General features: G+C 60.8%; 20 protein-coding genes. 14 read left to right on the forward strand and 6 right to left on the reverse strand.

What is annotated here, in order from left to right; all coding sequences use genetic code 11:
• Positions 1–30: 30 nt before the first annotated feature.
• On the forward strand, positions 31–516 hold the full coding sequence (locus tag ACLBKR_RS12115) for an Arc family DNA-binding protein (RefSeq protein ID WP_414899365.1): 486 nt from the start codon (positions 31–33) through the stop codon (positions 514–516).
• Here ACLBKR_RS12115 and ACLBKR_RS12120 read toward each other — a convergent pair.
• Positions 513–1,778 carry a tyrosine-type recombinase/integrase gene (locus ACLBKR_RS12120; RefSeq protein WP_414899366.1) on the reverse strand — a complete coding sequence of 422 codons (1,266 nt, stop codon included), beginning with the start codon at positions 1,776–1,778 and terminating at the stop codon, positions 513–515. The genes ACLBKR_RS12115 and ACLBKR_RS12120 overlap by 4 nt on opposite strands.
• A 363-nt stretch (positions 1,779–2,141) precedes the next feature.
• Here ACLBKR_RS12120 and ACLBKR_RS12125 point away from each other — a divergent pair, with 363 nt between their 5' ends.
• The 3 genes from ACLBKR_RS12125 (at position 2,142) to ACLBKR_RS12135 (ending at position 4,742) form a co-directional block, all read left to right on the forward strand.
• Positions 2,142–3,614, forward strand: a complete 1,473-nt coding sequence (locus tag ACLBKR_RS12125; RefSeq protein WP_162758856.1) for a hypothetical protein — start codon at positions 2,142–2,144, stop codon at positions 3,612–3,614.
• A gap of 357 nt (positions 3,615–3,971) precedes the next feature.
• Complete coding sequence (locus tag ACLBKR_RS12130) at positions 3,972–4,361, forward strand: globin (protein ID WP_113424605.1); 390 nt, start codon at positions 3,972–3,974, stop codon at positions 4,359–4,361.
• A 3-nt stretch (positions 4,362–4,364) separates the two neighbouring features.
• On the forward strand, positions 4,365–4,742 hold the full coding sequence (locus tag ACLBKR_RS12135; protein ID WP_414899367.1) for a DUF423 domain-containing protein: 378 nt from the start codon (positions 4,365–4,367) through the stop codon (positions 4,740–4,742).
• Between the two features lie 2 nt (positions 4,743–4,744).
• Here the strand turns inward: ACLBKR_RS12135 and ACLBKR_RS12140 are convergent, their stop codons facing one another.
• Genes ACLBKR_RS12140 through ACLBKR_RS12150 form a run of 3 tightly spaced genes read right to left on the reverse strand, consistent with a single transcriptional unit; the run spans position 4,745 to position 5,828 of the window.
• Complete coding sequence (locus ACLBKR_RS12140) at positions 4,745–5,131, reverse strand: glyoxalase superfamily protein (protein WP_112831876.1); 387 nt, start codon at positions 5,129–5,131, stop codon at positions 4,745–4,747.
• A gap of 47 nt (positions 5,132–5,178) precedes the next feature.
• A complete protein-coding gene (locus ACLBKR_RS12145; protein ID WP_113454378.1) occupies positions 5,179–5,445 on the reverse strand; it encodes a hypothetical protein in 267 nt (88 codons plus the stop codon).
• Positions 5,442–5,828, reverse strand: coding sequence for a DUF2325 domain-containing protein (locus ACLBKR_RS12150; RefSeq protein WP_112831878.1), 387 nt, complete (start codon positions 5,826–5,828; stop codon positions 5,442–5,444). Before ACLBKR_RS12150 ends, ACLBKR_RS12145 begins: the two co-directional genes overlap by 4 nt.
• Positions 5,829–5,902: 74 nt before the next feature.
• Here ACLBKR_RS12150 and ACLBKR_RS12155 point away from each other — a divergent pair, with 74 nt between their 5' ends.
• The 5 genes from ACLBKR_RS12155 (at position 5,903) to ACLBKR_RS12175 (ending at position 12,935) form a co-directional block, all read left to right on the forward strand.
• Entirely contained in the window at positions 5,903–6,145 is a 243-nt protein-coding gene (locus tag ACLBKR_RS12155; protein WP_414899368.1) for a hypothetical protein, read from the forward strand.
• A gap of 86 nt (positions 6,146–6,231) precedes the next feature.
• On the forward strand, positions 6,232–7,593 hold the full coding sequence (locus ACLBKR_RS12160) for an NAD(P)-dependent oxidoreductase (protein WP_112831880.1): 1,362 nt from the start codon (positions 6,232–6,234) through the stop codon (positions 7,591–7,593).
• 27 nt (positions 7,594–7,620) lie between these two features.
• Positions 7,621–8,934, forward strand: a complete 1,314-nt coding sequence (preA, locus tag ACLBKR_RS12165) for an NAD-dependent dihydropyrimidine dehydrogenase subunit PreA (RefSeq protein ID WP_414899369.1) — start codon at positions 7,621–7,623, stop codon at positions 8,932–8,934.
• Positions 8,935–9,185: 251 nt separating this feature from the next.
• Positions 9,186–11,864 (forward strand): EAL domain-containing protein, encoded by a 2,679-nt coding sequence (locus tag ACLBKR_RS12170; protein ID WP_113447553.1) that lies wholly within the window; start codon positions 9,186–9,188, stop codon positions 11,862–11,864.
• Between the two features lie 144 nt (positions 11,865–12,008).
• A complete protein-coding gene (locus ACLBKR_RS12175) occupies positions 12,009–12,935 on the forward strand; it encodes a DMT family transporter (protein WP_113447554.1) in 927 nt (308 codons plus the stop codon).
• Here the strand turns inward: ACLBKR_RS12175 and ACLBKR_RS12180 are convergent, their stop codons facing one another.
• Positions 12,936–13,589 (reverse strand): TetR family transcriptional regulator C-terminal domain-containing protein, encoded by a 654-nt coding sequence (locus ACLBKR_RS12180; protein WP_112831884.1) that lies wholly within the window; start codon positions 13,587–13,589, stop codon positions 12,936–12,938. It lies immediately after the preceding gene.
• Between the two features lie 302 nt (positions 13,590–13,891).
• Here ACLBKR_RS12180 and ACLBKR_RS12185 point away from each other — a divergent pair, with 302 nt between their 5' ends.
• From ACLBKR_RS12185 to ACLBKR_RS12200, 4 genes are read left to right on the forward strand one after another with little or no spacing between them, the layout of a single operon-like run.
• Entirely contained in the window at positions 13,892–15,145 is a 1,254-nt protein-coding gene (locus ACLBKR_RS12185; RefSeq protein WP_113447555.1) for a Zn-dependent hydrolase, read from the forward strand.
• A 30-nt stretch (positions 15,146–15,175) separates the two neighbouring features.
• A complete protein-coding gene (locus ACLBKR_RS12190; RefSeq protein ID WP_113340560.1) occupies positions 15,176–15,808 on the forward strand; it encodes a LysE family translocator in 633 nt (210 codons plus the stop codon).
• 16 nt (positions 15,809–15,824) lie between these two features.
• Positions 15,825–17,282 carry a dihydropyrimidinase gene (gene hydA / locus ACLBKR_RS12195; protein WP_113439136.1) on the forward strand — a complete coding sequence of 486 codons (1,458 nt, stop codon included), beginning with the start codon at positions 15,825–15,827 and terminating at the stop codon, positions 17,280–17,282.
• A gap of 3 nt (positions 17,283–17,285) precedes the next feature.
• Complete coding sequence (locus ACLBKR_RS12200; RefSeq protein WP_244714054.1) at positions 17,286–17,672, forward strand: hypothetical protein; 387 nt, start codon at positions 17,286–17,288, stop codon at positions 17,670–17,672.
• Between the two features lie 2 nt (positions 17,673–17,674).
• On the opposite strand, the gene ACLBKR_RS12205 is transcribed toward ACLBKR_RS12200, so the two are convergent.
• On the reverse strand, positions 17,675–18,088 hold the full coding sequence (locus ACLBKR_RS12205; protein WP_113340562.1) for a cupin domain-containing protein: 414 nt from the start codon (positions 18,086–18,088) through the stop codon (positions 17,675–17,677).
• A gap of 124 nt (positions 18,089–18,212) precedes the next feature.
• On the opposite strand from ACLBKR_RS12205, the gene ACLBKR_RS12210 reads away from it, so the two are divergent.
• Positions 18,213–19,001: an ABC transporter ATP-binding protein gene (locus tag ACLBKR_RS12210; protein WP_113439141.1), complete on the forward strand. Its 789-nt coding sequence runs from the start codon at positions 18,213–18,215 to the stop codon at positions 18,999–19,001.
• Positions 19,002–19,139 lie beyond the last annotated feature (138 nt).

Below are 19,139 nucleotides of genomic sequence, written 5' to 3' on the forward strand. Positions count from 1 at the left end.
CTATGATTTTTCTCGGAAGGCGGTTCAGCGGTGGCAAAGAAGACGAAAGTGAAAGACTATGACCAGTTCCAGTTACGCCTTCCGCCGGGCATGCGGGACCGCATCAAAGCTCAAGCCGAGCGGATGGGCATGTCCATGAATGAGGCTGTCGTTCATTGTCTAGAAGAGTACTTCCCAAAACCCGCTTCATTCGAAGATCGGATTGAACATTTGGCGGAGCTGGTCGCGGCGCTGAAGGATGGTAGCGATCTTGAAGACAGGATCGACGAGATAACCGCCGAGATCGACAGCACTCTTCACGACATCTACGCCGACAAGGTGATTGTGACCGCTGGCTTCGCTGAGAGAGTTGCCCAGCATGTAGAAGCCTGGGCAACTCAAAAGGAGGAGGAAAGAAAACGCTTCGGCATCTATGGCGAATACGAGGAGGATGTCTCGGGTGGAGTTGAGGAACCTCCTTTCTCAGGCATCGGAGATCCGTTCGAAGATGGACCGCGAAAAGGCGAGGAGAACTAAGCCCTCCGAGGCAACTCGATCACCTTCCCGCCCTCGCCCGTCATCATCCGGTGCACCTCTCCCGAAACCTTGTTCGCCGCGGCGATCAATACGCTGTCGAGATGGTGGATATAGCGCTGGGTCACATTGCCGGCGGCATGTCCGAGCAGTGCGGCGATGGTGATTTCGGTATAGCCCAGATCACCGGCCACACTGGCATATGAGTGCCGCAAAGTGTGAGAGGTGACACCCTCGATCCCCGCTTTGGCAGTGATCCGGCCAATGGCCTCGTCGAGCGAGGTGTAATAACCGCCATCGCTTCGGGGCCCAGGAAGCACATATGGGTTGCCGGCGATCCGTGGGACCGTGGCCAATAGCTCGAAGACCGGCCGGCCAACAGGACGCACCGACGCGCCTTCCTTGGAATCGTCCAGGCGAAAGCAGCTACCTGCCTCATCAACCTCAGACCACATTAGACCGGCGATTTCGCTCAACCGGAAGCCAGTGAGCAGGAAGAGCTTCATCCCTGCGATACCCTGCCAGATCTCTCCCTCGGCTTCGGCAAGCGCTTTCCCTATCGCTCGGTACTCGTCGGCGCTCAGTCGGCGCGAGCGCTTCCCTACAGCGGGTTTTTTGATGCCCCGCGCCACATTATGTTGGACGATACCTTCAGAGGCCGCATAGGAGAGAATGGCACTCAGGAGCGTGACGGCCTGCGATGCCGTACCGGCGCCGCCTTCCACTATCGCCCTGCCCCTCAGCTTCTCAGTCTTCTCCGAAGCCGCCGTCTTTCCGGTGGTGATGTCCCTCATCATCTTCACGACATCCGCCGTCGCGAGATCCTGCACCAACTTGCTACCGAGGAGCGGGATGATATGGCGCTTGGCTCTGCCCTGGTCGACGTAGAGCGTGGACGCCTTTTTCGGCTTGCCTCGCTTCCCCAGAATGAGCCCCTTATCGGCGGCTTCGAAATACGTCTCACAGAGGTCTTTCACGGTGAGGGACTTGCGCCGTGTCGCTCTGTCCATCTGGGGATCTTCGCCACGGGCAACGTCCCCAAGAACGGCCTTCGCTTCCTTCCTCGCCTCCTCGACGGTGAGCGGGCCATGAATACCGATCTTGAAGCGCCGGGTTTGCTTCCCAGCCCGGTACTGCGCGACATACGTCTTGCGACCGCTCGGCCAAACCCTGACACCGAAACCCGGAAGATCATCGTCCCATTCGAAATAGTCCTTCTCGCGGACCTCAAGGCCATCGATCAATCTCTTCGTCAGCTTCGACATCGGACACCTCACAGGAAGCACATAGGAAGCGGCAGGAAGCAAGTCGGAGAAAACTCCGTCCAAACCTTTGGAACCGCAGAAAGCGCTTAATGTCTGAGATTGATCAGAAAATCAAACTGAAGTAAACAACAGGAAGCAGCCGAAAGTGATCTAGGTTTGCCTTCCGATTCCAAAGGTCACAGGTTCGAATCCTGTCGGGTGCGCCATTTTCCTATTGTCCGACCCGGAGACATAGGTAACAGCTAATTGCGCTCTCTTGGTCCGTCGCAGTAATCGCTGGTAAGGCCTTGTCGCTCCGTTAGTATTGTCCATGGCTTCCTTGGTTTGATCGCGTTGCAGTTGCTACGCACTTGAGTTCGGGTAGTGTTGATCGCGGCCAGCAAAAAAGAGTCTGCTGCGTCGTTACCACAGGCCGGAAGTTTGCGACTTGGTGCTCGTTTCCTGCCTCCTTCAACCATTTATGTTCTCGAAACCATGCGAATAAATCCCAACTGGACAGCTCAGCGCTCAGGCCACGACTGGCGCGACGACGAACTCATGCTCGCTGTGGCATGGTTGAAGTCGTTCGTACCGCGCATCCAAATGGAACGCCGCTTAGACGCGGCGAAGGAACGCTTGCTTGAAGCACGCAAGCAGATGCGCGAAGGTCTCCAGGTGCCATTCTTCGATCCATCAGATGTTGCGGCATGGTACATATTACAGGCGGAAACCTTTGCGTACGACCGTGCTTACTGGACACCCGAGGGTGCTATGCGGATCGCTCCATACCTCACACGCATTGGGAAGGAATTACCCCTTCTCCTCTCCGTAAAAAATGTTGAGGAGCGAGCGGCTCGAATTATGCTGGCAGAGAGGCGGCAGCCAGACGGTGGAATTTATGAACTTCTTGTTGGTCTTGCTTATCGACGTGGTGGCTGGACAGATGTTGAGTTCGTTCAAGAGAAGCGAGGGCTTGAACGAACACCCGATCTTCATGTCTCTCGTCCTAGAAGCCACTGGGCAGTAGAGTGTAAGCGCCTTGCCGTTTCATCATACGCTACGAAAGAGAACCAGCGTGGAATTGTCTTGGCGGAAAAAGCTCATGCACTCCTACTTGAGCAGTACCAGTCATTGGTTGTCGAGGTCGTCTACAAGGTTGAGCTAGAAGATGTTCCTGATGAGTATCTCGTGGGTGGGGTTCAAGCCGCGATGGAGCGAGCATCCACGGAGTCGGTGGAGGATGAAATTGCGGCCATTCGCGTCAGGCCAGTAAACTGGGAGCTTACCCGCAGCGTCCTGCGTGAAGACTATGTGTACTATGGTTCAACTCGCATGATCGAGTTGCTAGCTGGTTCATATGCTCACGACGCCAATCACTCCATGGCGGCAAAGTGGCGTCCTTGGGAAGATCGGCCCGAGTATGCTGACGCTGTCTATCAGGCTAGTGTTGTAACGTGGCGGAGCGCCTCAGCAGCCGCTACGCGCCAGAAGGCCCGACACTTCAAGAAAACGCTCGTTGATGCGAACGGGCAGCTTCCAGGAGATAGACCTGGTGTGATTCATATCGGCATAGAAACCTACGCCGGGGCTAGGGTAGATGCGTTTCGCCACGTTCGAAACAGCCTACAGAGCCGATACTTCGATCCTGGTAAATCGCGACTTAGATGGGTGTATGGAAATTATTTCGTTCCTGAAGCCACTACTCGGCAAGACGAGAGCTGGGCGTTTACGGAAACAATGGTCCCTTATCGCGTAGGATCGCATCGCACGAAGTGGCCTCTGCCCGACCATATGCTTGTATCACCGGAGGGCAAAAGCTTTTCCGGGATGCACTGGGATGGACGCGACTTCCATTAGCGCAGTCGCGGGATGCGTTGATTTCGTTGAGATGCACTGGGCCATCTCTGATTTGGATATTCAACAATATTGCAAGTGGCCTGCTACTTAATCACGTTTAGTAATAATAACGCTCCCTCGCAGCTAGATTCGCGCCGGATCAACGCAATCACTCGCGTGTTCGTAGCAATCAGGCTATGACCCTAGCCCGGGGCCATCTCCGTTGGATGCTGCGGTATGTGGTAAAGTGAATTTTACCTGAGCCACTCCTGTCTCAATACCTCTCCCACGGCGCCTTTTGCCGCATGGGCGCACTGGGCTGTTGCCCATGGACCGTCGGGGCGGTTAAGAAGAAATGCTGAGCAACGGAATCCGGAAATGACCGAGGAAACGATAACACTCTACGAGGCGATCGGTGGCGACGCCACGGTGCGGGCCTTGACGCGCCGCTTCTACGAGCTGATGGACACCCTGCCAGAAGCGGCGCGGTGCCGCGCGATCCATCCGCCCGACCTCTCGGGCAGCGAGGAAAAGCTCTACGAATATCTGTCCGGCTATCTCGGCGGCCCGCAGCTCTACATCGAAAAGCGCGGGCATCCCATGCTCCGGCGCCGTCACTTCGGCGCGGAAATCGGTGCCGAGGAGCGGGACGAATGGCTGCTCTGCTTCCGTCGCGCCATGGAGGACACGATTTCCCATGAAAAGCTGCGCGCCATCATCTGGGACCCGGTCGAAAAGCTCGCCCATCACATGCAGAACAAGGACTAGCCCGTGCCGTCGACCTCCGAGGCCCTGAACCGTCTCCTGCCGGCATTCGCCGGTCTTCTGGGCGCAGCCGGCGTCGGTCTCGCCGCGGCCGCGACCCATACCGGAAGCGAGGGGCTGCTCGGCCCCGCCTCCGCCATGTGCCTCGCCCACGCACCGGCGCTTCTCGCCCTCAGGGCGGCCGGCCATCGCATTCCGACGGCAACTGCATCGGGCCTCGTCCTGGCGCTCGGCACGCTTCTCTTTGCCGGCGATCTCGTCAGCAAGCAGTTTCTGGGAACGCGGCTCTTCCCGATGGCCGCGCCGGCGGGTGGCATCCTGATGATCGCAGGATGGCTGATTGCCGGGGCGGGAGCGCTGTTTCCGCTGCGCTCCGGCCAATAAGATCAGGCCGGCGGCGGCCCGAGCCGACGCCCGAACAGCAACAGGTTGCCGTGCGGATCGCGCACATGAAACTTGTCGACCGGCTGGTCGTTCTCGTCCACATGGCGGGTGATCTCCACGCCGCGGCCATCGAAATCCTCGAACAAACGCCAGACGTTCTCCGAGCGGAAGAAGACGGAACTGCTGTCGCAGACAGTGGGATCCTGGCAAAGCCAGAAATGCAATTCGAGCCCGTCGCGGCGAACGCCCATATACTCGTCGCAGGTTTTTTCGATCGCCTCGAAACCGAGCTTTTCGACGTAAAATTCTCGTGTCTGGGAAAAATTCAAAGAGGGAAGAATCGGCAGGACGTCGACCCGGTTAAAGTCGACAGGGTTTTCCGCATTCATGCGCAGGGTCCCCGGTTCGTCTTCCCGCCGACGCCTTAACCCGGGCCTCAGCCGCGCTGACGCGCGGCGTTCCGCAGCCACTTCGGGGCGGGAAAATCAATGATTGTCGCGTCGCCCCATGACGACTGCGAATAAATGGGTTTTGCTTTCCGCTGATGCAAGGCCGGAATCGCAATGATTTCCGCGCTTGCGGCCTTCTGCGCCTGCCGATCGATCAAACGTTCGTGAAGTGCGGGGACAAGACCATCGCCGTTCTGGCCTGCGAGCTTGTGCAGGCCGATCAGCATGGCCGAATCAAGATCATCGTCCATCATTGACTTTCATTCCTCTCATTCAGGGTCTGCAGCGCCCGCTCCAGACTCGACTTGCTGCCGTTGCGCAGGGGGATGAAGGCCTTGCCGAACTTCTTGCAGCCGCTCTTCACCCTCAGACACGCATCATGGCTGATACAGTCGATGGGGCAGAACACGCAGTCCACCGAGGGCAGAACAGTGTCGATGCGCGATACCGCTTCCCTCAAACCGCCGTCGTGATGGATAAGTTCCGCCCCGAAATTGCTGGCGATCTGGCGCAGATGCGCAACCTGGCAGTCGCGGCCGCCAACATAGAGAAAGCTCTTCACATCGAGAGCCCGGCTATCGGCGGACGCCGGCTTCGCCCCGCTCTTCTGGTCCTCGCGCTTCTTTTTCTTCGCCATGCCCTTTAACACTCCTCTTGAAACGAAACCGGCAGCACGCTGCCCCGCGCCTCCGGATTCGGAACCTACAAAACATGACTATTACAGTAAAGTATATACCTGAGTTTTTTTATCATATTTTGTCGAATGCAAAGCCGACGATGAAAACGCCCCCTTTTTCGGGCGAAACCCTCGCATCCGGGCCGGAGAAAGCCGGCGGGACTCATATGCCCACCTTCGGCGAGGGTGTGAAACGGAAGACCGCCCGCTCCGAAATCGATCTTCGAAGACAGCCGCGAAAAACGGGAATCCCCGGCATCCCCGGCGTTTTGCATTGAAACTTCTCAGAAATTTTACCGTTTGATAAATTTTTTTTCCTGAGTTACCGTATTCGCAATCGCACCATAAAAAAGAGGGAACTTCGATGCGACGACTGGAACCTGGCCTGAAGGCCGGGCGGCTTGATGCTGCCGATTATGTGAAGAATTTCTCCGACCTGCATCCGCGTCTCGGCGACCATGAAGCGCTGGTTGCCTCCGACCGCTGCTACTTCTGTCATGACGCGCCGTGCATGACGGCCTGTCCGACCTCCATCGACATTCCGATGTTCATCCGCCAGATCGCCACCGGCAATCCGATCGGCGCGGCAAAGACGATCTTCGACCAGAACATCCTCGGCGGCATGTGCGCTCGCGTCTGTCCCACCGAAACGCTGTGCGAAGAGGCCTGCGTGCGCAACACGGCCGAGGAGCGTCCGGTCGAGATCGGACGCCTGCAGCGCTATGCCACCGATATCGCGATTGCCGAAGGACGCCAGTTCTATGCGCCGGCAGACGAAACCTTCCGGAAGATCGCCGTCGTCGGCGCCGGTCCGGCCGGTCTCGCCTGTGCCCACAGGCTCGCCATGCATGGCCACTTCGTCACCGTCTACGACCACCGCGAAAAGGCCGGCGGCCTCAACGAATACGGCATCGCCGCCTACAAGACCACGAACGACTTCGCCCAGACCGAGGTCGACTACGTTCTGTCGATCGGCAACATCGACGTGGTGAACGGCGAAATGCTCGGTCGTGACTTCACGCTCGCCGACCTGCAGTCGAAATTCGACGCGGTTTTCCTGGGCGTCGGCCTCGGCAACGTCAACACGTTGCACACGCCCGGCGACCAGATCAACGGCGTTCTCGACGCCGTCGAATTCATTGCCAACCTGCGTGAGGCGAAGGACAAGGGCGACGTTCCCGTCGGCCGCAACGTCGTCGTCATCGGCGGCGGGATGACCGCCATCGACGCGGCCATCCAGGCCAAGCTGCTCGGCGCCGAAACGGTCACCATCTGCTACCGCCGCGGCAAGGAACACATGAACGCCTCGGAGTTCGAACAGGATCTCGCCGCCTCGAAGGGCGTCACCATCCGCCACTGGCTGCAGCCCAAGGAGATCGACCACAAGGGCGGTCATGTCAGCTCCATCACGCTCGAATACACCCATCTGGAAAACGGCCTGATGAAGGGAACCGGCCACACGACCGAAATCGCCGCCGACCAGATCCTCGTCGCCATCGGCCAGAAACTCGACACGCTCGGACTGGACGGCCTGAAGACCGAAGGCGGCAAGATCGCCGTCGATGCCGAAGGCCGCACCTCGATCCCCGGCGTCTGGGCCGGCGGCGACTGCGCATTCGGCGGTCAGGACCTGACGGTGTCCGCCGTCGCCATGGGCCGCGATGCGGCCGAATCCATCAATCGTTCTCTCGCCGCTTCCTCGGCGGGAGCAAGTGCTGTCGCTTGATCCGAAGAACATTGAGAGGAACGAACAATGGCTGATCTCCGCAACAATTTCGTCGGCATCAAATCGCCGAACCCCTTCTGGCTCGCCTCCGCGCCGCCGACCGACAAGGCCTACAATGTCGAACGCGCCTTCAAGGCCGGCTGGGGCGGCGCGGTCTGGAAGACGCTGGGCTCCGAAGGCCCGCCGGTCGTCAACGTCAACGGCCCGCGCTACGGCGCGATCTGGGGCGCCGACCGCCGCCTGCTCGGCCTGAACAACATCGAGCTCATCACCGACCGCCCCCTGCAGATCAACCTGCAGGAAATGAAGATGGTCAAGAAGAACTGGCCGGACCGGGCGCTCGTCGCCTCGATCATGGTCCCCTGCGTCGAGGAGGAGTGGAAGGCGATCCTGCCGCTCGTCGAGGAAACCGGCGCCGACGGTATCGAACTCAATTTCGGCTGTCCCCACGGCATGTCCGAGCGCGGCATGGGCGCCGCCGTCGGACAGGTGCCGGAATATATCGAGATGGTCGTGCGCTGGTGCAAGCAGTACACTCGCATGCCCGTCATCACCAAGCTCACGCCCAACATCACCGACATCCGCAAGCCGGCGCGCGCTGCCAAGGCCGGCGGCACCGACGCCGTGTCGCTGATTAACACCATCAACTCCATCGTTTCGGTGGACCTCGACGATTTCGCGCCCAACCCGACTGTTGGCGGCAAGGGCACCCATGGCGGCTATTGCGGCCCGGCGGTGAAGCCGATCGCACTCAACATGGTCGCCGAAATCGCCCGCGATCCGGAAACCTACGGCCTGCCGATCTCCGGCATCGGTGGTGTCACCACCTGGCGCGATGCCGCAGAATTCCTCGTGCTCGGTGCCGGCAACGTTCAGGTCTGCACAGCGGCCATGACCTACGGCTTCAAGATCGTCCAGGAAATGATTTCCGGCCTTTCCGACTGGATGGATGCCAAAGGCCACCGCAATCTCGACGACATCACCGGCCGCGCGGTGCCGAACGTCACCGACTGGCAGTATCTCAACCTCAACTACATCGCCAAGGCGCGCATCGACCAGGACGCCTGCATCAAGTGCGGCCGCTGTCACATCGCCTGCGAGGACACCTCGCACCAGGCGATCACCTCGATGGTGAACGGCGTCAGGCATTTCGAGGTCATGGAAGACGAGTGCGTCGGCTGCAATCTCTGCGTCAACGTCTGCCCGGTGGAGAATTGCATCACCATGGTAGGGCTGGAGCCGGGCACCCTCGACCAGCGCACGGGAAAGCCCGTCGACCCGAACTATGCCAACTGGACGACCCATCCGAACAATCCGATGGCCGTCCAGGCTGCCGAGTAAGGTCATCTTTCCACAGACAGAACAGAAGCCCCGGAGACGGGGCTTTTTTTCACATGTCGCCACCCGCGACGACCGGCGGAACGCGACGGCCGGCACATTCAGAAGTAGCACAAGCCAAGGAAACGCAATTCCTCCGGTTTTGACCGGCAGGATTCAGGAAATCTTCAGGGCTTTCATGTGAATTGACTGATTTAGAGGGTTCAAGGACGTTATTTTTCGACCGAACAACTGTATTGCCAGGGGCTTTAGGCATGGCGGGGAAAAACAGGAGGGCGTCTTGGGTGTCGTTGCGGACGATACCGCAATACTATCTTCCCGCGCTTATTGTCGTCATCGCGGTCGCAATCTCGATCCTCTACGCCGACAATCAGAAAAGACGGCTGAACGAGGAAAACCTGCGCACCAGCGTCGCCGAACAGCTCGGCGTCATCCGCGCCAAACTGGAAGGCGACATCAACGCCAACATCCAGCTCATGCAGGGCCTCGCGGCTGTCATCGAAACCGAACCCAGGATCGACCAGGATCGTTTCTCCGCCCTCGCCTACCGTATCCTCTCCACCCCTCACCAGATCAGAAATGTCGTAGCGGCCCCGGATCTCGTCGTCACGCTGGTCTATCCGATGAACGGCAACAAGCAGGTGCTGGGGCTCGACTATCGCAGGAACGAGGCACAGCGTAAGGCGGCCTTTCGGGCGCGCGACACCGGCCGATATGTGGTCACCGGCCCCGTCGACCTCGTGCAGGGCGGCAAGGGCGTGATCGTCCGCTATCCGATCACCTATGGCAACGGCCACGGGGGATACACCTTCTGGGGCCTGCTTTCGGCAGTCATCGATATCGACAAGCTTTATGCCTCGGCCGGCCTCCACGATCCGGCGCTCGACATCAAGGTCGCGATTGCGGCCAGCAGTGTTGGCGACGTCGACAAGCCGTTCTTCGGCGATCCGGCGGTCTTCCACGAAACGCCCGTCATCATGAACATCGATTTCGGTGGCGAGGGCTGGCGGATCGCCGCTGTGCCGAACGGCGGATGGCACCAGTCCCCAGCCGATCTCTGGATTTTCCGCGCCCTGATGATGCTGGTCGGGACCATGATCGTGTCGCCGATCGTGTGGGTCGCGCGACTGCTGCGCGAGCGTCAGGGCAATATCGCGGCCTTGCGTCAGCGCGAGGAAGAACTGCGCGCCCTCTCCCACAGGCTTGAAATCGCACTGGAAGCCTCGCGCATCGGGGTATGGGAACTCGACATCGGCAGCGGCGAACTGCACTGGGACGCCCGCATGAAACAGCTCTATGGCGTGGACCCCGGCCGTCTCGGCACCTATCAGACCTGGAAGGATTCGCTTCACCCCGACGACCGCGAGGCCACGATAAACGACTTCACCAGGGCGATCGAGAGCGGCAAGGACTTCGTTACCGAATTCCGCATTCTCACCCCGGCGGGAGAGGAACGGCATATCCGCGCCTACGGAACCACCTATCGCGATTCACGCTTCCGCAAGAAGATCGTCGGCGTCAACTGGAACGTCACCGCCGACATTCGCCTGCAGCAGGCGTTGCGCGCCGCCAAGCTGCAGGCGGAATTGCAGAACCAGCAACTTGAGCAGGCCCGCCGGCGCATGGAGCATGCCTCCCTGCACGACGCACTGACCGCCCTGCCCAATCGGCGCTATCTCGACCAGTATCTTTCCGAGATCGACAACTCCGGCGGACAGGCCAATCCCGTCGTCCTGCATATCGATCTCGACCGCTTCAAGGACATCAACGATACACTCGGACACGGCGCCGGCGACGCCATTCTCCGCCATGTCGCATCCAAGCTGCACGAAAACATCCGCCCGGGCGATTTCGTGGCCCGCATCGGCGGCGACGAATTCGTCGTGGTCTGCCCCGAGGCGCTCGACGAAAAGCAGTTCACCGATCTCGCGCGGAACCTGATCGACGCGATCAACACGCCGATCACCTATGGCGGCCACGAATGCCGCGTCGGCGCCTCCATCGGCATCGCCACCCGTTACAGTCCCGACACTCCGGCGGAACAGTTACTCGTCAACGCCGATATCGCTCTTTACGAGGCCAAGCGCCATGGCCGCAACCGCGTCGAACGCTACACCGATACGCTGAAGTCCCTGACGATCAACACCAAGATGACGGCCGATGCCATTCTGCGCTCGCTCGAACAGAACGGTTTCGTCGCCTATTTCCAGCCCCAGTTCGACGCCCACACGCTGGAAATCACCGGCGTCGAGGCCCTGGCCCGCTGGGACCATCCGCAGCAGGGCATTCTCGGCCCCGCCGCCTTCCTCAAGATCGCCGAAAACCTCAACGTCGTCTCGCAGATCGACGCCGCCATCCTCGATCAGGCGCTGATGCAGCTCACCCGCTGGCGTGCAGCCGATCTCAACATCGGCAAGGTGTCGGTCAACATTTCCGCCCAGAGGCTGTTCGACGAAAACCTCATGCAGCGGCTCGACATGCTGGATCTCGCTCCGGGCAGCCTGTCGTTCGAACTGCTCGAATCCATCTCCTTCGACGACAAGGGCGCAACCGTCACCGACAGCATCGAACGGATCAAGGCGCACGGCATCGACATCGAGATAGACGATTTCGGCACCGGCTACGCCTCGATCCTGAGCCTCCTGAAGCTCTCGCCCCGCCGGCTGAAAATCGACCGGCAGTTGACCGCACCGATCATCTCGTCTGCCGCGCAAAGGCGTCTCATCAGCTCGATCGTCGACATTGGCCGCTCTCTCGGTATCGAGATCGTCGCGGAAGGCGTCGAAACCATGCAGCACGCCGAAATCCTGCGCGATCTCGGATGCCAGACGCTGCAGGGCTATGCGCTGGCCCGCCCGATGGATGCGACAGCCTTTCTCGACTTCGCGCGCAAGCGCAGCTGGCTGACGAGCGAAACCGCGAAGGCCGTCTGAACATCGGGAAAAGACCGCCGGTCGCAGACAACGGGGTTCGGCTGCCCCGACGGTCCCCGCGCAGCCCCTTCCCTCTCTTTCCCCTCCGCCGATCCCATGCTAGGCCCGCTGCGCTAACCTCCATCCCTTAAGCGAGCAGCCCCCGTGACCGAAAGCAGCACCGCGCAAAGCCGCCACAATACCCATGCCAGGGGCCTCGAAAAGCTCAAGGCGCATCTTGCCGTGCTGCTCTTCTCCCTTCTCGTCTCCGGCTCCTTCTCCTTCGGCGGCGTCGCCACCCAACTGATCGACCCGATCGCCTTGCAGGCCCTCCGCTACGCCCTGACGATCCTGTTGATCGGACTGCTCTGCCTGAAGACGGGCCTGTCGCTGCGATGGCCGGGGGAGCCGTGGCGCTTCGCCGTTCTCGGCTTGCTGATGGCGGTCTACATGGTCACCATGTTCATCGCGCTGCAATTCACCAAACCGGTCGCGACCGGCGCGATCTTCACGCTGATGCCGCTGCTCAGCGCCGGTTTCGGTTGGCTGTTGATGCGACAGCGAACGCGCCCCGGCGTATTGCTGAGCCTGCTGATCGCGGCGACCGGGGCTGTCTGGGTGATCTTTCGCGGCGACCTCGGCGCGCTCATGGCCTTCGATGTCGGCCGCGGCGAGATGATCTACTTCGTCGGCGTGCTCTGTCATGCGGCCTATGTCCCGCTCCTCAGGCTGTTCAACCGCAAGGAGCCACCGCTGACCTTCGTCTTCTGGGCGGCGGCCGCAACCTTCCTCTTCATCATGATCCCGGCAGCGCCGCGTTTTTCCGAAGTCGACCTCATGCACCTGCCGCCGGTCGTCTGGCTGGCGATTTTCTACCTCTCGGTCATCACGACGGCCGTCACCTTCTTCCTGCTGCAATATGCTTCGATGCGCTTGCCCGCCCCGAAGGTGCTGGCCTATGGCTATCTCACACCGACCTTCATCATTGTCATCGAGGGGCTGATCGGCCACGGCTGGGCCTCTGCCCCCGTCTTTCTCGGCGCTCTCGTCACCGCCTGCGGTCTGCTCGTGATGGCACTGCTGCCGGACTGATTAGCCGCCGGTGGAAGGTTTCGGAATAAGCCCCTGGATGAACAGGGTCTCCAGAAAGGTCGCGGCATCGTCGAACCGGTTCATCGTCTTGCGGCCCGTACCGAGCACGGCCTTCACCTGCACGTCGAAATCGGCATAGTGCTGCGTGGTCGACCAGATCGAGAAGATCAGGTGACGGGGATCGCAATCCCGCACCTTGCCGGCGCGGACCCACGAGCGGATGACTTCGGCCTTCTCGTCCACCAGTTCCTTGAGCGGCCCCTTGAGCACGTCTTCGATATGCGGCGCACCGGCCAGAACCTCGTTGGCGAAAAGGCGGCTCTCGCGCGGAAAATCCCGGGCCATTTCCAGCTTGCGCCGGATATAGGAACGGATCTCCTGTTCCGGATCGCCCTCGGCATCGAAGGCCTTCAGCGGCTCCAGCCAGTTCTCCAGCACCCGGTCGATCAGCGCCCGGTGCATCGCTTCCTTGGTGCGAAAATAATAGAGCAGGTTCGGCTTCGACATTCCCGCGACCTCGGCAATCTGGTCGATGGTCGAGCCGCGGAAGCCGCTTCGCGAGAAAACATTCAGCGCAGCCTCCAGAATCTGCTCTTCCTTTTCCTCCTGGATGCGCGTCCGTCGCTGTGTCTTTGCCGCCCTCGGTATTGCCATGTCTCGTCTTGTCCCGTTCCTCCGGAGCACCTGTAAACGCTTGATCTTTATCAGAAATAGCGCTGCTCCTTTTTAAGGCAATTGCCCGCTATTTTGTCTCGTTTTTTCGCGTTTTCCGTCTTGAGTGCAGCGATGGAAGTTGTAATGTTTACCAGTCGGTCAAATTATTGGTCAGGTGCCGAATAAAGGCAACCGCCAATCCGAATGTCGAAAGAATCATAAAATATCGGCATGCGGTGACCGGGGGAATATTGGGGCATGCAGTTTGCATGGCCATACGGAAAACTGGTGAGGATTTTGAAATGACGGCTGCACCCGGCGAGAACTTGCGCGTGAACGGCGATCGCCTGTGGGATTCACTCATGGAGATGGCGAAGATCGGCCCCGGCATTGCCGGCGGCAACAATCGCCAGACATTGACCGACGCGGATGCCGAGGGACGCTCCCTCTTCAAGAAATGGTGCGACGCCGCCGGCATGACCATGGGCGTCGACAAGATGGGCACCATGTTCGCCACCCGGCCCGGCACAGATCCGGACGCCCTTCCCGTCTATGTGGGCAGCCACCTCGACACCCAGCCGACCGGCGGCAAGTATGACGGCGTCCTTGGCGTTCTCGCGGCGCTCGAAGTGGTCCGCTCGATGAACGACCTCGGCATCAGGACGAAACATCCGATCGTCGTCACCAACTGGGCAAACGAGGAAGGCGCGCGTTTTGCGCCGGCCATGCTCGCCTCAGGCGTCTTCGCCGGCGTCCATTCGCTCGACTACGCCTATGGCCGCAAGGACCCCGAGGGCAAGACCTATGGCGACGAACTGAAACGCATCGGCTGGCTCGGCGAGGAAGAAGTCGGCGCCCGCAAGATGCACGCCTATTTCGAATATCATATCGAGCAAGGCCCGATCCTCGAGGCCGAGGAAAAGCAGATCGGCGTCGTCACCCACTGTCAGGGCTTGTGGTGGCTGGAATTCACGCTGTCCGGCAAGGAAGCCCATACCGGCTCCACCCCGATGAACATGCGCGTCAATGCCGGCCTCGCCATGAGCCGCATTGTCGAGATGGTGCAGACCGTCGCCATGGAGAACCAGCCGGGCGCGGTCGGCGGCGTCGGCCAGGTGTTCTTCTCGCCGAATTCCCGCAACGTGTTGCCGGGCAAGGTCGTGTTCACGGTCGACATCCGCACGCCGGATCTTGAAAAGCTCAACGCCATGCGGGCGAGGATCGAAAAGGAAGCGGCAGCGATCTGCGAGACGCTCGGCGTCGGCTGTTCGGTCGAGGCGGTCGGCCATTTCGACCCCGTCACCTTCGATCCGGTGCTGGTGGAGCGCGTGCGCAGCGCCGCCGACCGGCTGGGCTATAGCCACATGAACATCATCTCCGGCGCCGGCCACGACGCCTGCTGGGCCGCCAAGGTCGCCCCGGCCACCATGGTCATGTGCCCCTGCGTCGGCGGCCTTTCCCATAACGAGGCCGAGGACATCTCGAAGGACTGGGCCGCCGCCGGCTGCGACGTGCTGTTTCATGCAGTGCTGGAGACCGCGGAGATTGTCGGCTAGGCTGACGCTGCCGCGGAAAGGAACAGCGCCATGGATTTAAGCACCATCCTCGCCTTCATCACGGTCACCACGCTGCTGGTGGTCTCGCCAGGCCCCAACGGCGTTCTGATCGCCAAGACCGTGCCGACCTCCGGCAGGCTCGCCGGCTTCGCCAATATCGCCGGCTTCATGACGGCCTTCTACATTCACGGGACCTTCGTGATGTTCGGCCTTTCCGTGCTCCTGGTGCGTTCGGCGGAACTGTTCTGGTTCGTCAAGATGCTAGGGGCCGCCTATCTCTGCTATGTCGGCCTCAAATCGCTCTACCAGGCCTGGCGTGGCAGCATCCTGCAGCAGCAGACGACCCCGGCCCGGCGCCGCAGGACACTGTTGAAAGCCTATGGCGAAGGCCTGCTCACCAATGCGCTGAACCCCAAGGTGTCGATGTTCTACATCGCCGCCTTCCCGCAATTCCTGCCGCTCGACCACGCGACGGCCGGCAACATCTACTTTCTCGTACTCCTGCATTCCATAATCAACCTGATCTGGTTCGCGACCATGGTCATGGTGTTCTCCCGCATCACCAGCTTTGCCCGCAACGGCCGGGTCGAGCGCTGGATCAAAGCTGCAACCGGAGTCGTCTTCATCGGCTTCGGCATGAAACTCGCCACGCTGCGCGCCTGAAAGGCCGGAGGTATCTATGTCATCGAAAGTCATCAAGGGCGGCACCGTTGTCACCGCCGATCTCACCTACAAGGCTGACGTCAGGATCGAAGGCGGCGTGATCGTCGAGATCGGCCCGAACCTTGTCGGCGACGAGGTTCTGGATGCGGCCGGCTGCTATGTCATGCCGGGCGGCATCGACCCGCATGTTCACCTCGAAATGCCGTTCATGGGCACCTACTCCGCCGACGATTTCGAAAGCGGCACCCGCGCCGGCCTCGCCGGCGGCACCACTATGGTGGTCGATTTCTGTCTGCCCGATCCGGGCCAGTCGCTCCTCGATGCGCTGAAGCGCTGGGACAACAAGTCCACCAGGGCCAATGCCGATTATTCCTTCCACATGGCCGTGACATGGTGGGACAAGCAGGTCTTCGAGGAGATGGAAACCGTCGTCCGCGAAAAGGGCATCAACACCTTCAAGCACTTCATGGCCTACAAGGGCGCGCTGATGGTGAACGACGACGAGATGTTCGCCTCCTTCTCGCGCTGCGCCGAACTCGGCGCCCTGCCGCTGGTGCATGCCGAAAACGGCGACATTGTCGCCTCAATGCAGGAAAAGCTGATGGCATCAGGCAATAACGGCCCGGAAGCCCACGCCTATTCCCGCCCGCCGGAAGTCGAGGGGGAGGCGACCAACCGCGCCATCACCATCGCCGACATGGCCGGCTGCCCGGTCTACATCGTCCACACCTCCTGTGAACAGGCCCACGAGGCGATCCGCCGCGCCCGCCAGAAGGGCATGCGCGTCTATGGCGAACCGTTGATCCAGCACCTGCTGCTCGATGAAAGCGAATATTCGAACCCCGACTGGGATCATGCCGCCGCCCGCGTCATGTCCCCGCCCTTCCGCAACAAGCTGCATCAGGACAGCCTGTGGGCCGGCCTGCAGGCGGGATCGCTCTCCTGCGTCGCCACCGACCACTGCTCGTTCACCATCAAGCAGAAGCGCTACGGCGTCGGCGATTTCCGCAAGATACCGAACGGCACCGGCGGCCTCGAAGACCGCATGCCGCTGCTCTGGAGCTATGGCGTCAACACCGGCCGCCTGACCATGAACGAATTCGTGGCCGTCACCTCCACCAACATCGCCAAGATCCTCAACATGTATCCGAAGAAAGGCGCGATCGTCGTCGGCGCCGATGCGGATATCGTCGTCTGGGACCCGAAGCGCACCAAGACCATTTCGGCCAAGACCCAGCAGTCGCCGGTCGAATACAACGTCTTCGAGGGCAAGGAAGTGACCGGCCTGCCGCGCTACACGCTCACCCGCGGCTATGTCGCCATCGAGGAAGCGACCGTCAAGACGCGCGAAGGCCATGGCCAGTTCGTATCGCGCGAGCCCTTCCAGGCGGTCAGCAAGGCCTTGTCCACCTGGAAGGAACTGGTCGCGCCCCGGAAAGTCGAGCGCACCGGCATCCCGGCATCCGGCGTCTGATCGATGCGCCGGGCTGGCCTGCCGCTTCTGCTGGCTTCGCTTGTCTGGTCCGCGCCTTTCGGCGCGGCCATCGCCGCCGAACTGCCGATCAAGGACAAGTATGGCAATAAGGATGGCTGCGACTATGCGACGACGGGAGAATCCACCGGTTCCGACAATTTCTTCCTGCTGACCTCCGAAGCCGTCACCACGGCGTCGGCCTATTGCACTTTCAGGGACGTGCACGAGAACCCGGACGATGGCTTCACCGTCACCGCCAGTTGCGAGGAGGAAGGCGGGAACGGGGAACTGGCACCGTTCGAAATCGACATAGAACCCGCCGCTCCCAACAGTTACCTGCTGAAAATAGACGACGGCTCGACCTGGGGACCGCTGGCCCTATGCAGATAGCCTCAGACCTTCACCAGCGCGTCCAGTTCGGGCAGAAGCACCACGCTTTCCTGCTCGTTCGGATCTGTCCGGGCGATGATCGCCGTGCAGGGCGCGTTGGAAAGGTTGGCCGGAAGGTGCGGCACGCCGGCGGGAATGTACATCAGTTCGCCCGCATGCAGGATCACATGGTTTTCCAGCCGGTCGCCGTACCAAGTGTGGGCGGAGCCGGAGAGGCAGTAGATCGCCGTCTCGTGGCTCTCGTGCAGATGGGCCTTGGCCCGCGCGCCGGGCGGCATGGTCAGCACATGCATGCAGATGCCCTTCGAGCCGACGGTCTCTGCGGCAATCCCCTCGAAATAGCTCAGTCCCTGCTTGCCGTCATAGGTATTGCTCGGCCGGACGATCCTGCAGGTGGGTTTCGATGATGTATCCATGGTCCCGCTCCTCCAAGGCGTTGGGTCTCCACGCAAAGTCTCATAGGCCGGCGCGATCCGGCCGTGTCATGATAGCATGCAAGAGGCCTTTTGCCTTTGCAACCAAGCCGATGAGTTCCATTCGATGAACGCACCCTTCTCAGTCGTCTCCGCGAAAAACCTCTGTCTCACCTTCCAGACGGGAGACGGGCCGGTGCACGCGCTCTCCAATGTCGACCTCGAGGTGAAGAAGGGCGACTTCGTCTCCTTCATCGGCCCCTCGGGCTGCGGCAAGACCACCTTTCTCCGCGTCATCGCCGACCTGGAGAAGCACACCAGCGGCGAGATCACCGTCAACGGCATGACGCCGGAAAACGCAAGGTTGGACCGCTCCTACGGCTATGTCTTCCAGGCGGCGGCGCTCTATCCGTGGCGCACCATCGAAAAGAACATCGCGCTTCCGCTGGAAATCATGGGCTTCTCCGTCGAGGAAAAGAAGAAGCGCATCGAGCAGACGCTGGAACTCGTCAACCTCACCGGCTTCGGCAAGAAGTTTCCCTGGCAGCTTTCCGGCGGCATGCAGCAGCGCGCCTCGATCGCCCGCGCGCTTGCCTTCGACGCTGACCTGCTGCTGATGGACGAACCCTTCGGCGCGCTGGACGAGATCGTCCGAGACCATCTCAACGAACAGCTTCTGAAGCTCTGGGCCGCGACCGACAAGACGATCTGCTTCGTCACCCATTCCATTCCGGAGGCCGTCTACCTCTCCACCAGGATCGTGGTGATGAGCCCCCGGCCCGGCCGCGTGACCGACGTGATCGAATCCACCCTGCCGCGCGAACGCCCGCTGGAAATCCGCGAGACCCCCGAATTCCTCGAAATCGCCCACCGCGTCCGCGAGGGCCTGAAGGCGGGGCACAGCTATGAGGAATAAGCTTTCCTCTCCCATAAAAACCCCTCCCCAACCCCTCCCCACAAGGGGGAGGGGCTTCTCTGCCCGCTACAAACGTCGCGATGTGGGCGGGAACGTTCCGCAGATCCTCTCCCCCCTTATGGGGGAGATGGCCGGCAG

The sequence above is a fragment of the Paenirhizobium cremeum genome (assembly GCF_047553425.1).
Taxonomy (GTDB): domain Bacteria; phylum Pseudomonadota; class Alphaproteobacteria; order Rhizobiales; family Rhizobiaceae; genus Allorhizobium; species Allorhizobium cremeum.